Raw genomic sequence first — 20011 nt, 5'->3', positions numbered from 1 at the left:
CGGCCGTACTACCTCGACATAGATCGAGGTCCAGGGTTCGTGACCAGCGCCGCAACGGCTTGAGTTCGCCTATGGACGAACTTTTAGCGTCGTCGTCATGAGCACAGAAACCACCACGCAGTCCCCCATCCGCCTCGCCGTCATCATCGGCAGCGTCCGGCACGAACGCTTCGCCGACGCCATCACCGGCTGGCTGCTGACCGAACTCGCCACGATCGACGGTGTGGAGGTCGATCCGATCGACCTCGCCGACATCGACCTCCCGTTGCAGGGAACGCGGCCCGGCGGCACCGAGACGGTGATCAGCGGCAGGCTGCGCGACGCGGACGCCTTTCTCGTCGTCACCCCCGAGTACAACCACAGCTTCCCCGCGGCGCTGAAGAACGCGATCGACTGGCACTTCACCGAATGGGCGTACAAGCCCGTCGCGTTCGTCGGCTACGGCGCGGGATCGGGCGGCATCCGGGCGATCGAGCAACTGCGGTTGATCTTCCCCGAACTGCGCGCCACCACCATCCGCGACGCGGTCCTGCTGAACGCTCCGTGGACCCGCCTCGGCCCGAACGGTTACGAGGGAACCGAAGGCGAACGCGGCGCGCTGGCCGCCACGATGACCGAGTTGGGCTGGTGGGCCCGCACCCTGCGCGCCGGACGCGTGGCGGCTCAGGTGAGTGCGTCATGAACCGCCTGACCGGACGGGAGCTGCGCATCGCGGTGGTGATCGCGCTCGGCGGGCTGATGGCCGTTCTCGACACCACGATCGTCGCCGTCGCGCTGCCGCGGTTCATGACCACCTTCTCCGCGTCGCTCACCACGATCCAGTGGATCGCGACCGGCTACGCGCTCGGCATGGTCGCGGCGATGCCGCTCGCGGCGACTTTCGCACAACGGTGGGGAGCACGCCGGGTGTACCTGGCCGCGCTGCTCGTGTTCGCGGTGGCGTCCGTGGCCGCCGGAGCGGCCGGTGATCTGGGCTGGCTGATCGCCGCACGGGTCGCGCAAGGTCTCGCGGGCGGACTGATCAACCCCTTGGGGATGACCATCGGCTTCGGCGCGGTGGCCCCGGAACGCCGGAGCCGGATGACCACGATCACCGGACTTCCCTTGCTGATCGGGCCGATCCTCGGCCCGATGCTCGGCGGGATCCTGCTCGACGGAATGTCGTGGCGGGCGCTGTTCTTCATCACCGTTCCGCCCGCCCTGCTCGCCGTCGCGGGGGTGCTCCGCTGGGTGCCCGCCGACGTCCCGTCGGCCGAACGCACTCCGATCGACGTCGCCGGCGGTCTGCTGCTCGTCCCCGGTGTCGTCGCGGTGGCATACGGATTCAGCGAAGAAACGGCCGGTTTCGAGTTCCGGGTGGCGATCGTCGCCGTCGGGCTGGCGCTCATGGCGGTGTTCACGCGCCGTTCGTGGCATCATCGCGCACCGCTGCTGAACGTCCGGCTCCTGCGCGACCGGACGTTCGGGCGCAACGCCGCCATCCTCGTCCTGTACGCCGGGCCGTACTTCGGTTCGATGCTGCTGATGCCCGCCTACATCCAGGTGATCCGCGGCGACTCGGCCCTGATCAGCGCGGCGATGATGGTGCCGGGCACGATCGGGATGGGCATCGCCATCCAGTTCGCCGCCCGCCTTCTGGAACGCTTCGGCCCGCGGATCGTCGTCGGGACCGGGCTGAGCCTGGCGGTCGCCTCGACCGCACTGACCGTCCTCGTCCTCGCACCGGACACGCCGTACACGGTGCTGGCGATCTTGGGCGTGGTCCAAGGCGCGGGCACCGGAGCGATCATGATGCCCACCATCGTGAGCGCGGGCCGCGACCTGCGAGGCCCGGATCTCGCGTCCGGTTCCGCGATCCTCCCGCTGGCCAGCACCATCGCGAGCGCGGTCGGCACCGCGGCGGTGAGCGCGGTGTTCACCGGGCTGATCGCGGGTGCCACCGGAGGACAGGGGCTCGCCGCGGTGAACGGTTCGCCGGCGCTCACCGGGGAGATCGTCGACGCGTATCGTCTGACCCTCGTCGGCGTGCTCGCGGTCATGGTGCTCGCCCTGGTGGTCAGGCTGCGGACCCGGCCCACCACCCCGACAGCGGAACCCACGACGGTACGGAGCGCGGCATGACGACAACGACACTCGGTGCACACCTGACCATCGGCGAGGTCGCGAGCAAGGCCGGGGTCTCGGCCAACGCCGTCCGGTACTACGAGCGCTACCGCGTCATCACCGCCGAGCGCACCGCGGGCAACGCACGCCGCTTCACGGTCGACGCCATCTGCCGGATCCGGCTCGCGGTCGCCGCCCAGCGGGTCGGGCTCAGCCTCGCCGAAAGCGCCGAGATCCTGGCCGAGATCCCGCCGATGTCCCCCGATCTCGAGCAGTGGTCGCGCGCCGGGCAACGGCTCATCGACGCCGGACAGGCCCGCATCGCCGAACTCACGTCGGTGGTCGACGAGTACCGGACGCTCGAGTTCCTCAGGAGCTGAACGGTGCGTCCGCGGGATTCGTCCAGCGGAACACCGGACGGTTCTCCAGACCGGGGTAGGCGACGGCCATACCCCGGTCCGGGGACATCGACCACAGCCGCGCGTCCGGCGACGCGGCATGCTTCACCCAGTCCGGCGACCAGCCGGGGACGTAGCGCTCATAGATACGACGGATCCGGGCGAGGTCCTTGGCTTCCAGCCTCGCGGGGCCGCTCGTCCGCACTTGCCGGACGTCGTCAGGCGGATCGAACGTCGCGACCATGACGGCGACTTCGCGATGGTCGCGAGCCGCGGCCAGGAACGGTGACGGCAGGCCGTCCGACACCGGGGTGTGGAACCAGAACCTGCCCTCCTCGGCCACGAACCACATCATCGCCAGCGCAGGATTCCCCCTGTCGGTGGTGGTGGCGACACTGGCAGGCAGGCGCGGCTCGTCGAGAAGCTCTCGTACCGCGAGAATCGGTCGGTCCATGAGGCCAGCCTGCAACCTCGACCGCGATCGAGGTCCAGCGCCCGAACACCGGGTTGCGCGTGAAGGCCTCCTTCCCTCGGCTGAGCCGAGGGAAGGAGGCCTTCACGCGCAATCGAGTAGGTGACGCTCAGCGCTGCGGCGGCGGACCACCCTGCGGACCGCCGAACGGACCCTGCTGCGGGAACGGCCCACTGCCCGGCCCCTGCGACGGCGGACCCTGGTACGGACCGCCCTGCGGACCCGCGGGCGGCTGCGGCTGTGGCAGCCGCGAAGGCGGCGGGGCTTGCGGAGGCTCCGGAGCGGCCTCCGGCTCGGGAGCCGGAGCGGCCTTCGGGACCTGACGCGGAGCGGGCGGCTCCTGCCGCGGCGTCGCGACACCGAGCGCCGGAACTTCCTTGCGCGCCACGGCTTCCGCGGCCGCGACGGCCTCGGCGACCTTCGGGTCGCTGGAGGTGTCGAACCAGCCCTGGACCTCTTCGTCCTCCAGGTCCGGCTTCTCGACCGGGTCTTCCTTCGGCGGCTCGTAGCGGAACACGCCGTCGTCGCCGGGGGCGCCGAGCGCGCGGGCGAAGCCTTCCAGGGCCTTGCCGTAGTCGCTCGGGATCATCCAGACCTTGTTCGCGTCGCCCTGCGCCATCTGCGGCAGGGTCTGCAGGTACTGGTACGCCAGGACCTCGGGCGTCGGACGCCCGGCCTTGATCGCCGCGAAGACCTTCTCGATGGCCTTCGCCTGGCCCTGCGCCTGCAGGTACCGGGCGGCACGTTCACCCTGCGCCCGCAGGATCCGCGACTGCCGCTCGGCCTCCGCGCTCAGGATCGCGGCCTGCTTGGCACCTTCGGCCGCGAGGATCTGGCTCTGCTTCTGACCTTCCGCGGTCTTGATCGCCGATTCCCGCTGACCTTCGGCGGTCAGGATCATCGCGCGCTTCTCACGGTCGGCGCGCATCTGCTTCTCCATCGAATCCTGGATGGAGGGCGGCGGGTCGATCGCCTTCAGTTCGACACGGGCGACGCGGATGCCCCAGCGGCCGGTGGCTTCGTCGAGCACACCGCGCAGCTGGCTGTTGATCGAGTCACGCGAGGTCAGCGTCTGCTCGAGGCTCATGCCACCGACGACGTTACGCAGTGTCGTGGTGGTCAGCTGCTCGACACCGACGATGTAGTTCGAGATCTCGTAGACCGCGGCCCGCGAGTCGGTGACCTGGAAGTACACGACCGTGTCGATGGACACGGTCAGGTTGTCCTCGGTGATCACGGGCTGGGGCGGGAAGGAGACGACCTGCTCGCGGAGGTCGATCCGCGCCCGCACCTTGTCCAGGAAGGGCACCAGAAACGTCAGGCCGGGAGAAGCCACCGTCCGGAACCGGCCCAGCCGTTCGATCACGGCTGACTGCGCCTGTGGCACCACCATGATCGCCTTGACCACGACGACGACCACGAACAACGCGAGCAGTCCGACGACGATGAACACCACTGTCTCTGACAACTACCTTCCCCTTACGTAGAAACCTGTTGCGGTGCGGCCGTCCGGCTCACAACTCGGCCGAGACGACCGCCGTGGCGCCCGAGATCTCGACGACCGTCACCGATGTCCCCGGGGCGATCGGTTCCCCTTCGGCCATGCATCGTGCCGACCAGACGTCGCCCGCCAGCTTCACCTGGCCCGCTTCGACGTCCACTGTGGACACTACTACCGCTCGCGCGCCGATCAGCGCGTCGGTGTTGGTCTTGATGTCCGGCCCCGAGAGGAACCGGCGCTTGAGGGTCGGCCGGACGAGCGCGAGCATCCCGACCGAGACGACGGCGAAGACCGCGACGTCGATGAACGGGTTGCCGGTCAAGGCGGCCGAGCCCGCCCCGAACAGGGCCCCGACGCCGACCATGAGCAGGAACAGATCACCCGAGAGCAGCTCGGCGATGATCAAGAGGATGCCGGCGATCAGCCAGATGAGAGCGCCTGTCATGCGTTCATGCTCCCAGATCGCGTCGATTCATACCGAGGAAGCGAAACCGACGTGACCGACGCGTGACCTTGAGTGACCTCGCGCAAATCGGTCATTCAGGACTCTTCGCCGGGGTCGGAGACGAAGTCGATGAGCCGTTCCACCGCTCCGATCAGCGGCGTTTCCAAATCCCGGTAGCTGCCGACGGCCGCCAGGATCCGCTGCCAGCCCTCCCACGGCTCGCCCCAGCCCAGCGCGTCGCACACGCCCTCTTTCCACTCCGTGCCGCGCGGGATCTTCGGCCAGGCTCGGATACCGACCACCGACGGCTTCACGGCCTCCCAGATGTCGATGTACGGATGCCCGGTGATCAGCACGTTCTCGTCGCGGATGGCGTCGACGATCCGGGACTCCTTGCTGCCCGCGACCAGGTGGTCGACCAGCACGCCGAGCCGCCGTCCTGGGCCGGTGCCGAACTCGTCGATACGGTCGGACAGCACGTCCACACCATCGAGTGGTTCCACGACCACGCCTTCGACGCGCAGATCGTGTCCCCAGACCCGCTCCACGAGTTCGGCGTCGTGCTTGCCCTCCACCCAGATCCGCGAATCGCGCGCGACCCGGGCCTTGAGTCCCTGGACCTGCACCGACCCGGACGCGGAGATCCGGCGGACCGGGGTCTTCGGGGCCGCCTTCGCCGGCACCAGCGTGACCGGCTTGCCTTCGAGCAGGAAACCCGCGGGGTTGAGCGGGAACACGCGGTGCTTGCCGTGGCGGTCTTCAAGCACGACGTTGCCGTACTCGATCTTCACCACGGCACCGCAGTAGCCGCTGGCGGGGTCTTCGACCACGAGCCCCGGTTCCGCGGGCACCTCGGGGATCTTCCGCTTGCGCGGACCGGACAGCACGTCGTCGTACGAATGGGAGCGCACGGCGCCCGACGCTAGCGGCGCCCGGAGGCGGCGTCTCCCCGCCACGCCGGTCAGTCGGCCATCCGCAGCATCGTTTCGACGAACGGGGTCCGCTCGCCCCGCTCCAGCGGGCGCATCACGAACAGCGGCGCGAGCGCGACGCACCACGCGTGTACCCGTTCGGCGTCGAAACCCGGCAGATACGGCGCGATCGCGTCGAAACCGTCTTCGAGCGTTCCGCCGTCGCGCATCGGCAACGTGACCCAGTCGGCCAGATCGAACCACGGATCACCGACGCTCGGCCGCGGATCGATCGCGACCGCTCCCCTCCCAGGCCCGCCGTCGAGGACGTTGCCCGGATGCAGATCGCCGTGCACGATCGCGTGCCCTCCCCCGCCGGTCGCCAGCGCGAGCGCCCGCCGCCTCGCCCGATCGAGGGTCTTCAGCGAAAGCGTGGCTTCGGCCACCGAACCGCGCAGCCCACGCTCGGCCAGGTCGTACATGAAGACGACACGGTCTTCCAGCGTCGAGAACTCCGGCGGCGGGGTCACCGCGTGGATCTGGACCAGCAGGTCGCCGACATCGGCCCACGGGACGTTCGCCCCAGCCTCCAGCAGCTGCGTGCCCGGGTCGATGCCTTCCAGCAGGATCGCCCCGTCGGCGAGTGCGGTGTCCAGCACCTGCACGACGCGCGAGCAGCCGTCCCACGCCCGCAGCGCGGCGGCCTCCGACGCGGAGATCGCGTGATCCGGCGTCAGCTTGAGGACCTTCTTCACTCCGTCGTCCCCGGCACAGATCAGGGTCCGCCCGGTGTTACCCGGTTTCGCGTCGACGACGGTGAGCCCCCACCGTGCCGCCAGCCGCGCCACGAGAGCGGGCACTTCGTCGCACCACGCCGCGACCTCCGCCCCGAACCGCGTGACCAGACGCGCACGCGCCTCGTCGTCGATCAGAACAACGGCCACGGGATGGCACGCCAGTCATCGCCCGGCTCCGGGAAGACAGCCTCGGCCAGCAGCAGTTCGGTGCGCTCGGCCAGCGCGCGGATCTCGAACCCGGTGAGATGCTCGCCGAGCGCGTCACCGAGTTCGCCGTCCAGCTTCTCACGCAGGCCACGCAGCTTGCCGATCTCGTCGTCGGTCAGCCGCTCGCCGATCCAGCCCCAGAGCACCGTCCGCAGCTTCGGGTCGGTGTGCAGGCAGATCCCGTGGTCCACGCCGTAGACGCGGCCGTCGGCGCCGGCGAGCACGTGCCCGCCCTTGCGGTCGGTGTTGTTCACCACGATGTCGAGTACGGCCAGTTCCCGCATTCCCTGCCGGTTCGCGTGCGCGAGCACCGCAGGTTCGCCGTCACGATCGTGCGCGTGCAGCACGACGCGCCAATCGTCCGGCACGCTGTCCGGGGACCGGACGTCGACCAGTTCCTCGTCGGTGGTCTCGATCCACAGCTGCACCATGCCGGGCCCGAACGGACCGTCGCGCAGCACCGTGGGCGGGATCGCGCCGAGCCCGGAGGCATCGGCGATCATCGCCGTCGCGACCTCACGGCCGGCGAGCGTCCCGTCCGGGAAGTCCCACAGCGGCCGCTCACCGGAAACCGGCTTGTACACGACGTTGCCGGTGACGCCGTCGAGCTCGATCGTGCAGAACAACGTGACGTTGGAGGCGTCGACGAGCCTGCCTTCGACGTCGATCTTGCCGCGCGTCACCAGGTCCCGCGAAGTCTCCGTCACCTCGTCAGTCCTCGAGGACGTCGACGTCGCGCCGGTACCCGTTCTGGCGCGGGCAGATGTGGCCCGCCGGGTCGAGCGGTTCCGCGCACAGCGGGCACGGTTTGCGGCCGGCGTTGACCACCCGGTCCGCCCGTTCCGCGAAGGCGCGCGCCGCACCGGGGCTCAGGAAGACGCGGACGGCGTCCGGCCCCTCTTCGGTGTCGTCCAGAACGACCGTTTCGTCCACCTCGCCTTCCGTCATGGCGAGCAATTCGATGACGACGGCGCTGCTGTCGGCGTCCCAGCCGAGCCCCATCGTGCCGACGCGGAACTCCTCCTCGACCGGGACGGTCAGGGGGTCGACGTCGAGGAGCTCGTCGGGCGCGTCGTCCGGAACGTCCGCGCCGAACCGGCTGGCGACCTCTTCCAGCAGCGAGCTGAGCCTCTCGGCCAAGACCACGACCTGCTGTTTTTCGATCGTCACACTGATCGTGCGGACGTCCTCGGACGCCTGGAGGTAGAACGTGCGGTCGCCGGGCTCACCGACGGTTCCTGCGACGAACCGGTCGGGCTGGCGGAAGACGTGGATTACGCGAGACATGGCACCTTTGACCCTAGGCCACGGCCCCATGATCGGCATCCGCCGCCCCACGGTTCAGCCCAGGGCGAAACCGCTGCGCCCCGAGCCGTCATAGGCAAAGAGCCGAACCTAGGCTTCCCCTGTGGTTGAGATCGCCCCTTACGGCACCTGGACGTCTCCCCTGTCGGCCGCCGACGTCGCGGCCTCGGGAGTCAGCGCGCAATGGCTCGGAACGGCGGGAAACGAGGTCTGGTGGGCCGAAGCGAGAACAGGTGAAGGCGGCCGCGTCACCCTCGTGCGGTCCCGCGCCGACGGCACGGTCGAAGACATCCTTCCCGCTCCCTGGAACGTCCGGAACCGGGTCCACGAGTACGGCGGCCGTCCCTGGCTCGTCCTCGACGACGTCCTGGTCTTCACCCACTGGACGGATCAGCGCGTCTACCGTCGCGACCTCACCACCGGCGAGACGACGCCGTTGACCCCGGAACCGGCGACGCGGCACCAGATCCGCTACAGCGACCTCCGGCCCGGCCTGCCCGGCGAAGTGTGGATGGTCCGCGAGCGCAGCACCGGCCCTCGCCGCGTCGACATCGCCCGCGACCTCATCGCGGTCCCCCTCGACGGCGGTCCGGAACGCGTGCTGACCGCCAGCCATCACTTCCTCACCGCACCGCAGCTCTCGCCCGGCGGGAAACGTGCGGCGTGGCTCGGCTGGAACCACCCCGCGATGCCTTGGGACGGCACCGAACTGTGCGTCGCCGAACTCCGCGAAGACGGGACCTTCGGGCCGCACCGCGTACTCGCCGGCGCGGCCGACGTCTCCGTCTGCCAGGTCGACTGGGAGTCGGCGGACAGCCTGCTGGCCCTGCTCGACCCGCACGGCTGGTGGAACCTGCACCGGGTCGGGCTCGACGGCGGCATCACCAACCTGGCCCCGGCCGAACAGGAGATCGGCGGTGCGCAGTGGAAACTCGGCGCCCGCTGGTTCACGCCACTCGGAGGCGGCCGCTTCGCCGTCATCGCCTCGGGCAAGCTCGCCGTCCTCGACGAGGCGACGCGGGAACTGACCCCGGTGGCGGCCGCCGCCGACCTGACCGCGTGGTCCACCAACGGGCTGGCCGTCCACGAAGGCTGCGTCGTCGGCGTCGCAGCGGGCCCGAAACGCGAAGCCGCCGTCGTCAAGGTCGATCTCGCCGGTGGGACGGTGACCGAACTGGCTTCGGCACCCGAACCGCCTTCGCCCGCCTACCTGTCGACGCCCGTCGAGCGGATCTTCAAGACCGACGACGGCGACCGGATCCCGGCCTTCCTCTACCTCCCCGCGAACCCCGACTTCGCCGCGCCGGACGGAGAACTGCCACCGCTGTTCGTGTACCCGCACGGCGGGCCCACCGGCCGCGACAGCGCGGTGCTCGATCACGAGATCGCCTACTTCACCAGCCGCGGGATCGCCGTCGTCACGGTGAACTACGGCGGCTCGACCGGCTACGGCCGCGCCTACCGCGAACGGCTGCGCGAGCAGTGGGGCGTCGTCGACGTCGCCGACTGCGTCACCGTCGCCGAAGCCCTTGCCGCCGAAGGCACCGTCGACGGTGACAGGCTCGCGATCCGCGGCGGCAGCGCGGGCGGCTACACCTCCGCCGCGTCCCTGACCACGACGACGACCTATCGCGCGGGCACCGTCATGTATCCGATCCTCGACCTCACCCAGTGGACCGGTGACGGCGGCGAAACACACGACTTCGAGTCCCGCTACCTCGACGGGTTGATCGGACCGCTGCCGGAGACCGAGCAGCGCTACCGCGACCGGTCACCGATCAACAACGCGGGCACTCTCGCCGGTCCCCTGCTGTTCCTGCAGGGGCTGGAGGACGAGATCTGCCCACCCGAGCAGGCGGACCGCTTCGTCGCCGGACTGGCCGGGCGCGGCATCGAGCACGCGTACCTGCGGTTCGAGGGCGAACAGCACGGGTTCCGGAAGGCGGAGACGATCGTGGCCGCGCTCGAAGCGGAGTTGTCGTTCTACGGTCAGGTCTTCGGCTTCGAGACACCCGGCGTGCCGAAGCTCCGGCTGAGCCGGTGAGGCCACCGAACACGCGACCGGGCGACACGATCGCCTTGATCGCCCCGGCGGGCCCGGTCCCGCCGGACCTCGTCGAGAAGGCGCTGCCGGTGCTCCGCGGCTGGGGCGTCGAGGTCCACGTCGGCGAATGCGTCCGTGCGACCTCCGCCGGTTACCTGTCGGCTTCCGACGAGGACCGGGCCGCCGAGTTCACCCGGGCCTGGCTGGACCCGGGAGTGACCTGCGTCCTCGCCGCCCGCGGCGGCTACGGCTCGCAGCGCATGCTCGACCTGATCGACTGGGCGGCGCTGAAGGCGGCCGGGCCCAAGATGTTCGCCGGGTCGAGCGACGTCACCGCGCTGCACCGGGCGGTCAACGTCCACTTGGGACTGGAGACGCTGTTCTCCCCGATGCCCGCGACCACCCTGTTCGACGCGGTGGCCGCCGAACACCTGCGGCTTTCGCTGTTCGAACCGGAAGGCGTCCGGCTGATCACCTCGCCGACGTCGTCGCCGCTGGTGCCGGGCACCGCGACCGGGACGCTCATCGGCGGCAACCTCGCCCTGCTGACGGCCGGTCTCGGCGCGCCGGAACAGGGCTCGGCGCGCGAGTCGATCGTGCTGCTGGAGGACGTCACCGAGAGCCTCTACCGGATCGACCGGATGCTCACCCAGCTGCTGCGTTCCGGCTGGCTCGACGGTGTCCGTGGCTTCGTGCTCGGTTCGTGGAAGTCCTGCGGTGACCCCGAGGAGATCCGCGCCCTGATGCTCGACCGGCTCGGACCGCTCGGCGTGCCCATCGCGTGGGACTTCGGCGTCGGACACGTCCCGGCCTCGCCGACCATCCCCCTCGGAGCACGGGCCACCCTCGACGCCGACGCGGGAACGCTCCAACTTTTGCCATAACGGCAACGGAACTTGCGGAGACGGCGGGACCGAGGGCATCTTGCGGTCATGGATTCGACACAGCAGTTCTGGGAAGACTTCTACCGGGACAAGGACCAGGTCTGGAGCGGGAAGGCGAACCCGATCCTGGTGAACGAGGTCGCCGCCCTCACGCCGGGCACCGCGCTCGACCTCGGCTGCGGCGAGGGCGGTGACGCCATCTGGCTCACCCAGCAGGGCTGGCGCGTCACCGCCGTCGACATCTCGGACGTCGCGCTCCAGCGCGCCGCCGCCCACGCGGCCGAGGCCGGCGCCGAGGGCATCACCTGGGAGCGCCACGACCTGGCGAAATCGTTCCCGGAAGGCCGTTTCGACCTCGTCTCAGCCCAGTTCTTCCACTCCCCTGTCGCGGTCGACGGCGAGCGGGACAAGGCGCTTCGCCGCGCCACCGAGGCGGTCGCACCTGGCGGCACCCTGGTGGTCGCCGGTCACGCGGGCTGGCCGACCTGGATGGACGAGCCGCCGCACAAGGACGTCCGCTTCCCGACGACCGACGAGGTCCTCGAAGCGCTGGCGTTGGCCGACGGCGAATGGACCGTGGAGCGGCAGGAAGTGATCACGCACGACTTCCCCGGTCCGGAGGGGCAGCACGGAACGCGGTCGGACAACGTGCTCCGCGTGCGCCGCTCGGGCTAGGTACCGTCATGGCATGCGGATGTCGCCTGCCGAAGCCCGGTCACGGTTCGAAGGCGAGCGGATCGCGCGGCTCGCGACGGCCGGCGCGGACGGCGTCCCCCATCTCGTGCCGGTGACGTTCGTCGTCGAAGGCGACTCTGTCGCCTTCGCGATCGATCACAAGCCGAAGAGCACGACGGCGTTGCGGCGACTGAAGAACATCGCGGAGAACCCGGTGGTCAGTTTTTTGACCGACCGCTACGACGAGGACTGGGCCGGGCTGTGGTGGGCCCGGGCGGACGGCGTCGCCCGGGTTCTGACGGATCCCGACGAGCAGGCCCTGCCGGTGAGGCTGCTGCGCGAGAAGTACCCGCAGTACGAAGCGCAGCCTCCTCCGCACGCCGTGGTCACCACGCTCGTCCACTCCTGGACGGGATGGCGCTCTTCCTGAGCTTTTTGGTCGTGTTGCCGTTTTACGGCAACACGACCTTCGCCACGGCGTATAGGTCGTTATACACTTTGGAAGGCAAAGTCCGTGAAGGCCTCCTTGAGGGACTCTGGGTCCCTCAAGGAGGCCTTCACAGACTTGGTGATCGCCACGTGCGTCCCACGTGCAACAGCAGTAACAGCGGCTGCGCGTGAAGGGCCCCTTCCCTCGGCTGAGCCGAGGGAAGGGGCCCTTCACGCGGCTCAGCCGGGGAAACTCGCCCTTCGCGACCGCGCAGCCCTCCCCCGGCGGTGTCACCAATGTGGCATTGGGGACACCCAGCGTCTCCAATGCCACATTGGGGACACCGAACGAACCGGAAGGCTCGCGCCAAACCCCGGTACCTGAAAGTCACGACCGAGGAGCCTCAGCCGGCAGGAACTGCTCCACCGGCTTCCCCCGCCAAGCAGCGATGATCCCCAGCGGATCCGGCCGAAGCAGCGAAGCGGCCGCGTACACGCTCGCCGCGACGACACCGGCCATGAACCACCAGTCGTACAGCGCCTGCTCCCCCGTCGGGTAGTAGACCAGCGTCACGAACACCGACACCGCGACGACGACTGCGAGGTTCCGGCGACGCCATTCGAAGGCCGACAGGACCACGAAGCCCCAGGTCAGGTACCACGGCAGCGAGGGCGGCGGGACGATCGCGCCGGCCAGCAGGACGATCGCCATCCGGTGGATCGCCGGGTAACCGCCGTCGCGCGCCAGCCACCACTGCCAGCCGGCGAAGACGAACAGGCCGACCATCGCGATCGCCCGGAACACCGTGACGAACGGCGAGACCTCGACGTCGATCACCAGGTTCACCAGCGAGTAGAAGATCTCGCCGATCCCGGTCGGGAAGTTCATCCAGTTCGCGATCAGCGTCGGCGCCTTGAGGCCGGTCAGCCAGCCCAGGTTGACCGACCCGAGCGAGAGCCAGGTGCCCGCGACGAACACCGGCAGGAAGATCCCGACCGACGCGGCGCCCGCGCGGAAGAAGTTGACCACCTTCCGGTCGCCGGGCAGGTGGTTCGCCCACACCCAGACCAGGAACGGCAGCGCCCACGCCGCGGTCGGCTTGATCAGCATGCCGATGGTGACCAGGACGATCGCGACGACGTGCTTGCGCTCCAGCGCGGCCAGCACGCCCACGGTGAGGAAGCCGAGCATCAGCAGGTCGTTGTGCGGGCCGCCGACGAGGTGGATCACCGTCATCGGGCTGGCGATGGCGAGCCACAAGGTGATCGGCAGCTTGCCGCCGAGGTGCTTGACCAGCCGCGGCAGCGACCACAGCATCCCGACCAGGCCGATCATCAGCACCAGCCGGGTCGCGATGACACCGGCGATCATGTCGTTGCCGGTGACCGAGACGATCCCCTTGGCGACCAGCAGGAACAGCGGGCCGTACGGCGCGGGGGTGGTCTGCCACAGCGGGTGGACGTTCTGGACGACGTCCGGCAGCACGACCAGCTCGGCCGGGCCGTTGGCGTACGGGTCGAGGCCGTTGAGCAACTGCGCGCCCTGCGCGAGGTACGAAAAGACGTCGCGGGTGAACAGCGGCGGCGACACCAGCAGCGGCGCCATCCAGCAGGCGGCGGCGATGACGATCGGACGGCTGCCGATCCGGCCGGCGAGCGCGTAGCGGCCAAGCCGGACCCACGCCCAGATGATCAGCGCGAAACCCGTGTACAGCATCGCGTTGGCGAGGATGCGGCCGTGGCCGTAGCGGATCCACGACAGTGGCCCGTGCCCCAGGATCGGGTCACGGATGAGGATGCCACCGGCGCCGAGCGCCGCCAGCATCAGCAGCGTGCTGCCGATGGTTCCCATCGCGATGGTGCGGTACGGGAACCGGGAAGGCACCCGTAGCCGCTCGCCGAGGGAACCGGCCGAGGGCGTCTGCTGGGGGTCTGTCGTGGTCGCCATTTCGAGATTGGAGGTTACACACCGCGCCTGTGCGAGTGCGCGGCAATGGGGGTTTCCCGCGCGGTTCCACCGGGCAACGCGGCGAGCAGCGACTTCGTGTAGTCGTGCTTCGGATCCAGCAGAACCTCCTCCACCGTGCCGACTTCCACCAGCTCCCCTCGGTACATCACGGCGGCCCGGTCGGCGATGTTCCAGGCCAGCCCGAGGTCGTGGGTGATCACGAGCCCGGCGAGGCCGAGTTCACGCCGCAGGCGCAGCAACAGCGCGAGGATCTCCCCTCGCACCGACGCGTCGAGCGACGCCACCGGCTCGTCAGCCACGATCACGCCGGGGTCCAGCGCGAGCGCGCCCGCGATGACGACTCGCTGCCGCTGCCCGCCGGACAGCTCGTGCGGAAGCCGGTCGAGGAACTTCTCCGCGGGCCGCAGTTCGGCCGCTTCCAACGCCTTGACGACGATCTCGTGCTCGTTCGCGCCCATTCCGTGGATGCGCGGGCCTTCCGCGACGGCCTCGTACACCGTGTGGTTCGGGTTCAACGCGCTCGTCGGGTCCTGCAACACGAGCTGGACCTGCCGCCGGTACGCCTTGAGCCCGGCGCCACCGAGCGGGACCGGCTTGCCGTCGTAACGCACCGTTCCGGAATCGGGTTTCTGCAGCCCGAGCAGCGTCCGGGCCAGCGTCGTCTTGCCGGAGCCGGACTGGCCGACGAGCGCGACGATCTCGTCCTTCCGCACCTGCAGGCTCACCCCTGCGACGGCGTCGATCCGCTTGCCGCTGCGATCGCGGAAGCTGACGCGCAGGTCTTCGGCTTCCAGCAAGGCGGGCTGGTCGGCGCTGCGTTCCGGTTCGGGCGGCAGTGGCGTGCTGGTCGCGGGCGCGAACCGGGACACCGGGTCGCCGACGGTCGGGAACGCTGCCGCCAGCGCCTTGCTGTGCTCGTGGTGCGGCGCGCTCATCAACTCGGCGCTCGGCCGCTCCTCGACGATCTCGCCGTCGTACATCACCGCGATCCGGCGGCAGGTCGCGGCGAGCACCGACAGGTCGTGACTGATCATGATCAGCCCGATCCCCTGTTCGGCGACGAGCCTGCCCAGCAGGTCGAGCACCTGGGCCTGGACGACGACGTCGAGCGCGGTCGTCGGCTCGTCCGCGATGATCAGCCGCGGCGAGCAGGCCAGCGCCATCGCGATCATGACGCGCTGCTTCTGGCCACCCGACAGTTCGTGCGGGTACGCCCCGGCCCGGCCCGGCGGCAGGTCGACCTGCTCGAGCAGTTCCTTGACCTTGGCCTGGATCTCACCGTCCGACAGCGCCTTGCCGCCGGGCGGGTGCAGCCGGATCGGCTCCGCGATCTGCTCACCGATCTTCCGCACCGGGTTGAGCGCGTGCATCGCGCCCTGGAACACGACCGAGGCCTCGGCCCAGCGCACCGCGCGCAGCCTGCCCCACTTCATGGCCGTGACGTCTTCGCCGTCCAGCAGGATCTCCCCGCTGACCTTCGCCGAACGCGGGAGCAGCCGCAGCACGCTCATCGCGACCGTCGACTTCCCCGACCCCGACTCCCCCGCGACGCCGAGGGTGTCGCCGGGTTCGAGCACGAGGTCGACGCCGCGGACGGCGGCGACCTCGCCGCTTCCGGTGGCGTATGTGACGCCGAGGTTCTTCAGTTCCAGCAAGGGGCTCATGAGTGCTGTCCCTTCAGGCGCGGGTTCAGCACGGTCTCCAGCGCGCGTCCGACGAGGGTGAAAGCGAGGACGACCACGACGATCGCGAGACCCGGCGGCAGCAGGTTCCACCAGGCGCCCTTGCTGATCGCGCCGTTGTTCAGCGCGGTCTGCAGCATGGCTCCCCACGAGACGGTGTTCGGATTGCCGACACCGAGGAACGCCAGCGTCGCGTCCGCGATGACCGCGTTGCCCACGACCAGCGTGGTGTTGGCCAGCACGAGCGGCATGACGCCGGGCAGCACGTGCTTGCCGACGATGTGCAGGTGACCGCCGCCGAGCGCCTTCGCGCGCTCGATGTACGGACGGCCTTCGATCGTCAGCGTCTGCGCGCGGACCAGCCGGGCGGTGCTCGGCCAGGCGGTGACACCGATGGCGACGATCACCGTCATCGCGCCCTGCTCCAGCACCGACGCCAGCGCCACGGCGAGGACGAGCGACGGCAGTACCAGGAAGAAGTCCGTGAACCGCAGCAGCAGCCCGGACAGCCAGCCACCGAAATGCGCGGCGGCGATCCCGATGATCGTGCCGATCAGGACCGAGAGGAAGGCCGCCGAGAACCCGACGAGCAGCGAGATCCGCGCGCCCCAGAACGTCATCAGCAGCACCGAACGGCCGTCGATGTCGGTGCCGAGCCAGAATTCCCCGCTGGGCGGGTTCAGCGAACCGCCGTGGGCCTTGGTGACGTCGAGGCCGGACTCGTCCGAGATCACCGGCGCGAGGATGGCCAGCACGGTGAGGATGCCGAGGAAGGCGAGCCCGAAGACACCGGCCTTGTTCGTCGTGAACTCGTGCCAGCGCTTGGCCACGGCCTCGCGGCGGCGGCGCCAGACGATCGAACCGGGTTTTTCCGCTGTGGTCATGCCGTCCGCACCCTGGGGTCGAGCACGCGGTAGAGCAACTCCGCGAGCAGGTTCATCAGCACCACCGCACCGGCGAGGGTGACGAAGACTCCTTGCAGGACAGGCAGATCAGGTCCGCGGAGCGCTTCGTAGAGCAATTGCCCGAGCCCCGGCCAGCTGAACACGGCCTCGACCGAGACCGCGCCCGAGACCACCATGCCGAACTGCATGAAGACCAGCGTCACCGTCGGCAGCAGGGCGTTGGGCACGGCGTGCCGTTTGCGCACCAGGTCGTCGCGCAGGCCCTTGGCCCGCGCGGTGGTGAGGTAGTCCGAGTTCATCTCGCCGATCAGCGACGACCGCATGACCAGCATGTACTGCGCGTAGAACACCACCAGCAGGGTCACGCACGGCAGCACCAGATGGTGGAGGACGTCGAGCCCCTCGCTGAAGAAGCCGGGCGCGACGTCCGGGGAATGCATGCCCCGGCTCGGAAAGAGCCCGTCGGTCGCCACGAGCAGCATGAGCCCGAGCCAGAACTGCGGGACCGACCACAAGGTCAGCGCGATCCCGGTCTGCGCCTTGTCGAACCCGCTCCCCCGGCGCCAGCCCGCGCGGATGCCGAGCCACAGGCCGAGCGCGACCGCGAGCACCGTCGCGCTGCCGACGAGCAGGATCGTCGGCCACAACCGCTCGCCGATCATGTCGAAGACGGGGCGCCGCTGCAGGTACGAGACGCCCATGTCGCCCTGGAGCAGGCCGACGACGTAATCCCAGAACTGTTGCAGCAGGGGTTTGTCCACGCCCATCTGGGCGCGCAGCTCCGCCATCATCTTCGGATCGGTCGGCCGGTCGCGGACCATGAACCGCACGGGATCGCCGGGCAGCGTCCGGAACAGGAAGAACCCCAGCACGACGACGAGCGCGAGACTCGCCAGCGCGCCGCCGATCTTGGAGAGCACGAACCGGGCGGTGCCGGTCCCGCCCCGGCGCTCGTCGGGATCGACGAGCGCCGAGGACTGGTCGAGGGAACTGAGTGCTTCGGTCAACGCGGTCCTTCAGATTCTGTTGGTGAACCCGCGTCCGCGATCGCGTCGGCAGAGCGCGACCTGGTCATCCCTGTCACGGTGAGCAGGAAGGGCGCCCTGCCACCGCAATAGCGGGGCCTTCGGCCGGGCGGGTTCACGCGTTCTGTCCCTTTCTCGGAGTACATCGCAGCTCCGCCAACACGGCGCTCACTCCCGGTCGTCAGCCGACTTGCCGCGCCGCCCGAGCAGCACACCGCCGCCGACGAGCACCACGAGCACGACCGCGCCGATGCCGATCCACAATCCGGTGTTGCTGCTCTCCTCAGCGCCGGCCGCCGCCGCGTCGGCCGGGGTGGCGCCGTAGACGCCCCAGTAGCCGGACTGCTCGAGGATCGCGCCGTCGGGCTGCGGCTGCTTGGTGAACGAGGAGAACTTGTCCGAGCGATATGCCTCGAGCACGTTGTCGTAGTCCAGGACGACGTCGACGTACTCGCCCGCCAGCACGGCCTGCGCCTGCTTGACGAGCTCGGCGCGCTTGGCCGGGTCGAACTCGGTCAGCTGCTTCTTGTACAGGTCTTCGTAGCGCGGGTCGCAGAAGAACGTCGCAGAGCTGCCGCCGTTGCCCTCCGCGTTCGGGCGGCCGGCGCAGGTGTTCAGGCTCAGCGCGTAATCCGGGTCGGGCGAGGTGCCGTAGCCGGAGATCGCGAGGTCGTAGTTGCCCGCGGTGGTGCGGTCGTCCAGTTCGTCGTCGGAGACGAGTTCCTGCTTGACGCCGATGCCGGCGTCCTTGAGCCAGCCGGTGACGAACTGCGCGACACGCTGGTCGAACGGCCGGTTCGCGTGCCCGGCGAGGCGGAACTCCAGCTTCGCGCCGCCGGGGGCGACGCGGATGCCGTCCGCTCCCTTGGCGTAGCCGGCCTGGTCCAGCGTGGCGTTCGCGGCCGCGATGTCGAACTTGGTCTTCTCGGCGTCGGACGGGGTCCAGGTGTAGGCCTTGTAGATCGCCGGCACGACACCGGTCCCGGCCTGGCCGTAGCCGTTCATCACCTTTTCGACGATGGTGTTGGTGTCGATCGCCTGCGCGATCGCCTTGCGGACGCGGAGATCCTTGAGGATCGGGTTCCCGTCACCGATCGGCTTGTCGAGCACGTTCTTGACGCCGAAGTTGATGATGAGCTCGTTGTACCGGCGGCCCGGCGCCTTGTTCGTGGTGATGTTCTTCTCGCCCTTGAGCGCGTCGAACTGCGTCGGCGTGAGGCGGTTGATGACGTCGACCTCGCCCTGCTTCAGCGCGTTGACCGCGGCCTCGGCGTCCTTGAACTGCAGCAGCTGCAGTTCGTCGACCTTGGGCGCGCCGCGCCAGTAGTCCTTGTTCGCCTTGAACTTCACGAACTCGTTCTTCTTGTACTCGGTCAGCAGGTACGGCCCGCTGCCGACGCCGACCACGGCCATGTCGTCGGTCGAAGGCGCGTTGAGGTCCTTGATCGGCTCCCAGATGTGCTTGGGCACGATCGGGACGTCGAGCGAGGTCATACTCGACTGCGGGGCCTTGGTCTTGATGACGAGCGTCTTGTCGTCCGGCGCCGACACCGAGGCGAAGTTGGTGACGTAGCTGCCGTTCGCGGTGCGGGCGTTCTCGTCGTCGAGCATCCGCTGGAAGGTGTACGCGGGGTCCTGCGCGGTGATCGGCTTGCCGTCGGACCACTTCATCCCCTGACGGATGGTGAAGGTCCAGGTGAGCTTGTCGTCCGACGTCTTCCACGACTCCGCGATCCCGCCCGTGGGCTGGGTGTCCTCGGCCGAAGGCAGGGTCAGGAACTCGTAGTTGAACCGGCCGACCTGGGTCGACGCCGCCAGCTGGGCGGTGAAGGGGTTCAGGTGGTCGATGCCGGTCGTGAGCGCCACCCGGAGGACCTTGCCCTGCTGCTGTGCCGCCGCGGCGGGCACGAAAGGCACCGTCGCGACCGCCGAAGCGGCGAGGACGGCGACCACGCGAAGACCGCGCCGTCGCCTCGGAAAACGCTCTGTGCGCACGAAGACCACCCCATCGAAACTCGCTGTAACCCAACCCCCGAGGCGGAAAAGTAACCACATGTCGCGGTAACCGCGCAATGACTCGCCAATACCGATCGTGCACGGCGAATGTCGTCGCGTGGTCGACAGCTACTTTACGTCTCGCCGACGTTGCAGTGCGTCACCGTTTCGGCGCGCGAACCGGCGACACGTGCGGTGTCCTGGGTATTCAAGGGAAGCGGGCTTGCAAAAGTCTTGCGCGCGATGATGCCCAATCGATACGTG

Annotated in this window: 19 protein-coding genes; 7 read left to right on the top strand and 12 right to left on the bottom strand. The window is 69.3% G+C overall.

The features are described 5' to 3' along the window. Positions 1-97: 97 nt before the first annotated feature. The 3 genes from ED92_RS13685 to ED92_RS13675 are packed head-to-tail and all read left to right on the top strand — an operon-like array spanning position 98 to position 2483. Positions 98-682, top strand: coding sequence for an NADPH-dependent FMN reductase (locus tag ED92_RS13685; protein WP_037337694.1), 585 nt, complete (start codon positions 98-100; stop codon positions 680-682). Then, positions 679-2121 carry a DHA2 family efflux MFS transporter permease subunit gene (locus ED92_RS13680; RefSeq protein WP_037337691.1) on the top strand — a complete coding sequence of 481 codons (1443 nt, stop codon included), beginning with the start codon at positions 679-681 and terminating at the stop codon, positions 2119-2121. The genes ED92_RS13685 and ED92_RS13680 overlap by 4 nt, the downstream gene beginning before the upstream one ends. Next, positions 2118-2483: a MerR family transcriptional regulator gene (locus ED92_RS13675; RefSeq protein ID WP_037337688.1), complete on the top strand. Its 366-nt coding sequence runs from the start codon at positions 2118-2120 to the stop codon at positions 2481-2483. The genes ED92_RS13680 and ED92_RS13675 overlap by 4 nt, the downstream gene beginning before the upstream one ends. On the opposite strand, the gene ED92_RS13670 is transcribed toward ED92_RS13675, so the two are convergent. The 7 genes from ED92_RS13670 to ED92_RS13640 form a co-directional block, all read right to left on the bottom strand. Next, positions 2473-2955: a pyridoxamine 5'-phosphate oxidase family protein gene (locus tag ED92_RS13670; RefSeq protein WP_037337686.1), complete on the bottom strand. Its 483-nt coding sequence runs from the start codon at positions 2953-2955 to the stop codon at positions 2473-2475. The two genes, ED92_RS13675 and ED92_RS13670, sit on opposite strands and share 11 nt — an antisense overlap. Positions 2956-3082: 127 nt before the next feature. After that, on the bottom strand, positions 3083-4429 hold the full coding sequence (locus ED92_RS13665) for an SPFH domain-containing protein (protein ID WP_016334240.1): 1347 nt from the start codon (positions 4427-4429) through the stop codon (positions 3083-3085). A 58-nt stretch (positions 4430-4487) separates the two neighbouring features. After that, complete coding sequence (locus tag ED92_RS13660; RefSeq protein ID WP_037337679.1) at positions 4488-4919, bottom strand: NfeD family protein; 432 nt, start codon at positions 4917-4919, stop codon at positions 4488-4490. 95 nt (positions 4920-5014) lie between these two features. Further along, positions 5015-5830, bottom strand: a complete 816-nt coding sequence (locus ED92_RS13655; RefSeq protein ID WP_037337677.1) for a DUF3097 domain-containing protein — start codon at positions 5828-5830, stop codon at positions 5015-5017. Between the two features lie 50 nt (positions 5831-5880). Then, positions 5881-6774: an aminoglycoside phosphotransferase family protein gene (locus ED92_RS13650; protein WP_037337674.1), complete on the bottom strand. Its 894-nt coding sequence runs from the start codon at positions 6772-6774 to the stop codon at positions 5881-5883. Continuing rightward, entirely contained in the window at positions 6759-7541 is a 783-nt protein-coding gene (locus tag ED92_RS13645) for an SCO1664 family protein (protein ID WP_037337671.1), read from the bottom strand. Before ED92_RS13645 ends, ED92_RS13650 begins: the two co-directional genes overlap by 16 nt. Before the next feature lie 4 nt (positions 7542-7545). Continuing rightward, on the bottom strand, positions 7546-8121 hold the full coding sequence (locus ED92_RS13640; RefSeq protein WP_037312366.1) for a DUF3090 domain-containing protein: 576 nt from the start codon (positions 8119-8121) through the stop codon (positions 7546-7548). A 121-nt stretch (positions 8122-8242) separates the two neighbouring features. Here ED92_RS13640 and ED92_RS13635 point away from each other — a divergent pair, with 121 nt between their 5' ends. The 4 genes from ED92_RS13635 to ED92_RS13620 are packed head-to-tail and all read left to right on the top strand — an operon-like array spanning position 8243 to position 12172. Continuing rightward, positions 8243-10183 (top strand): prolyl oligopeptidase family serine peptidase, encoded by a 1941-nt coding sequence (locus ED92_RS13635; protein WP_037337668.1) that lies wholly within the window; start codon positions 8243-8245, stop codon positions 10181-10183. Continuing rightward, on the top strand, positions 10180-11067 hold the full coding sequence (locus ED92_RS13630; RefSeq protein ID WP_037337665.1) for an LD-carboxypeptidase: 888 nt from the start codon (positions 10180-10182) through the stop codon (positions 11065-11067). Before ED92_RS13635 ends, ED92_RS13630 begins: the two co-directional genes overlap by 4 nt. A 48-nt stretch (positions 11068-11115) precedes the next feature. Beyond that, the gene (locus ED92_RS13625) at positions 11116-11742 is read left to right on the top strand and encodes a bifunctional 2-polyprenyl-6-hydroxyphenol methylase/3-demethylubiquinol 3-O-methyltransferase UbiG (protein ID WP_037337662.1); all 627 of its coding nucleotides are present in this window, start codon (positions 11116-11118) and stop codon (positions 11740-11742) included. Positions 11743-11755: 13 nt separating this feature from the next. Next, positions 11756-12172 carry a TIGR03668 family PPOX class F420-dependent oxidoreductase gene (locus ED92_RS13620; RefSeq protein WP_037337659.1) on the top strand — a complete coding sequence of 139 codons (417 nt, stop codon included), beginning with the start codon at positions 11756-11758 and terminating at the stop codon, positions 12170-12172. A 387-nt stretch (positions 12173-12559) separates the two neighbouring features. On the opposite strand, the gene mptB is transcribed toward ED92_RS13620, so the two are convergent. The 5 genes from mptB to ED92_RS13595 form a co-directional block, all read right to left on the bottom strand. Continuing rightward, positions 12560-14119: a polyprenol phosphomannose-dependent alpha 1,6 mannosyltransferase MptB gene (gene mptB, locus ED92_RS13615; protein ID WP_037337656.1), complete on the bottom strand. Its 1560-nt coding sequence runs from the start codon at positions 14117-14119 to the stop codon at positions 12560-12562. A 14-nt stretch (positions 14120-14133) separates the two neighbouring features. Then, on the bottom strand, positions 14134-15804 hold the full coding sequence (gene nikE / locus ED92_RS13610; RefSeq protein ID WP_037337653.1) for an ABC transporter ATP-binding protein: 1671 nt from the start codon (positions 15802-15804) through the stop codon (positions 14134-14136). Beyond that, positions 15801-16706 (bottom strand): ABC transporter permease, encoded by a 906-nt coding sequence (locus ED92_RS13605; RefSeq protein ID WP_037337650.1) that lies wholly within the window; start codon positions 16704-16706, stop codon positions 15801-15803. Before ED92_RS13605 ends, nikE begins: the two co-directional genes overlap by 4 nt. Continuing rightward, the gene (locus ED92_RS13600) at positions 16703-17734 is read right to left on the bottom strand and encodes an ABC transporter permease (protein ID WP_037337648.1); all 1032 of its coding nucleotides are present in this window, start codon (positions 17732-17734) and stop codon (positions 16703-16705) included. The genes ED92_RS13605 and ED92_RS13600 overlap by 4 nt, the downstream gene beginning before the upstream one ends. A 186-nt stretch (positions 17735-17920) precedes the next feature. Then, positions 17921-19705, bottom strand: a complete 1785-nt coding sequence (locus tag ED92_RS13595; protein WP_037337645.1) for an ABC transporter substrate-binding protein — start codon at positions 19703-19705, stop codon at positions 17921-17923. Between the last annotated feature and the right edge of the window lie 306 nt (positions 19706-20011).

Origin of the sequence: Amycolatopsis sp. MJM2582, assembly GCF_000754115.1 — a bacterium.
In the GTDB taxonomy this organism is placed as follows: Bacteria; Actinomycetota; Actinomycetes; order Mycobacteriales; family Pseudonocardiaceae; genus Amycolatopsis; species Amycolatopsis japonica.
The sequence above is the reverse complement of the archived record's forward strand: the minus strand, read 5'-3'. Positions and strand labels throughout refer to the sequence as shown.

What these genes read in the sequence shown, in the direction of transcription:
- ED92_RS13685 (WP_037337694.1), top strand. Translation starts at nt 98, where the DNA reads ATGAGCACAGAAACCACCACGCAGTCCCCCATCCGCCTCGCCGTCATC.
- ED92_RS13680 (WP_037337691.1), top strand. Translation starts at nt 679, where the DNA reads ATGAACCGCCTGACCGGACGGGAGCTGCGCATCGCGGTGGTGATCGCG.
- ED92_RS13675 (WP_037337688.1), top strand. Translation starts at nt 2,118, where the DNA reads ATGACGACAACGACACTCGGTGCACACCTGACCATCGGCGAGGTCGCG.
- ED92_RS13670 (WP_037337686.1), bottom strand. Translation starts at nt 2,955, where the DNA reads ATGGACCGACCGATTCTCGCGGTACGAGAGCTTCTCGACGAGCCGCGC.
- ED92_RS13660 (WP_037337679.1), bottom strand. Translation starts at nt 4,919, where the DNA reads ATGACAGGCGCTCTCATCTGGCTGATCGCCGGCATCCTCTTGATCATC.
- ED92_RS13640 (WP_037312366.1), bottom strand. Translation starts at nt 8,121, where the DNA reads ATGTCTCGCGTAATCCACGTCTTCCGCCAGCCCGACCGGTTCGTCGCA.
- ED92_RS13625 (WP_037337662.1), top strand. Translation starts at nt 11,116, where the DNA reads ATGGATTCGACACAGCAGTTCTGGGAAGACTTCTACCGGGACAAGGAC.
- ED92_RS13620 (WP_037337659.1), top strand. Translation starts at nt 11,756, where the DNA reads ATGCGGATGTCGCCTGCCGAAGCCCGGTCACGGTTCGAAGGCGAGCGG.
- mptB (WP_037337656.1), bottom strand. Translation starts at nt 14,119, where the DNA reads ATGGCGACCACGACAGACCCCCAGCAGACGCCCTCGGCCGGTTCCCTC.
- nikE (WP_037337653.1), bottom strand. Translation starts at nt 15,804, where the DNA reads ATGAGCCCCTTGCTGGAACTGAAGAACCTCGGCGTCACATACGCCACC.
- ED92_RS13605 (WP_037337650.1), bottom strand. Translation starts at nt 16,706, where the DNA reads ATGACCACAGCGGAAAAACCCGGTTCGATCGTCTGGCGCCGCCGCCGC.